Annotated in this window: 1 protein-coding gene; it reads left to right on the top strand. The window is 52.4% G+C overall.

From position 1 onward, the window contains the following. Positions 1–119: 119 nt before the first annotated feature. The coding region (locus AC1RPN_RS08270; protein ID WP_481763728.1) for a hypothetical protein at positions 120–508 on the top strand (389 nt) is incomplete at its 3' end.

The following is a 508-nucleotide window of genomic DNA, read 5'->3' as shown; positions in this document are numbered from 1 at the left end:
GATCAGAACCGGAGCCTCGCGCTATTTCCCCAGCAAAAGCCTTGTTTCTTACCTCTCGCAATGGTATGATTCGTTTTGTTCCCACTGAGTGGGTTTGCGCTACAACCACGGAGTAATTAATGCACGTCGAGAATTTCAGCATCAATCAGCAGGCACATGACACGATTCGCGCCCGCAACCAACAGCTCCTGTCGATGTACAGCGCATGGTACACAAAGATGGTGGAGCGTGGCGACCATGAAGATGAAATCCGAAAACCTCGACGAGCTGTTGCAGATGCTCCAAAAATATGCCGCAGGCGAGGAATGATGAACCGGCTTCCATTCGACATTGATGCGGCTGCGGCAGGGGCACAGATCATCACGCGTGATGGTCGCGGTGTCCAGCTGCTGGAGTACAGGCCCACTCTGCACGAGTCGGTGCGTGTACGTTGCCTCATTAATGGATCGAGGAACCCCATCACCTATTTCACTAACGGCTACAGAACCTTGGAGAAGAACACGAAATA

This window comes from Dellaglioa sp. CoH-57-MRSF-20 (assembly GCF_056781955.1).
Note: the sequence above shows the minus strand (reverse complement) of the source record. Positions and strands in the feature narration are given on the sequence as shown.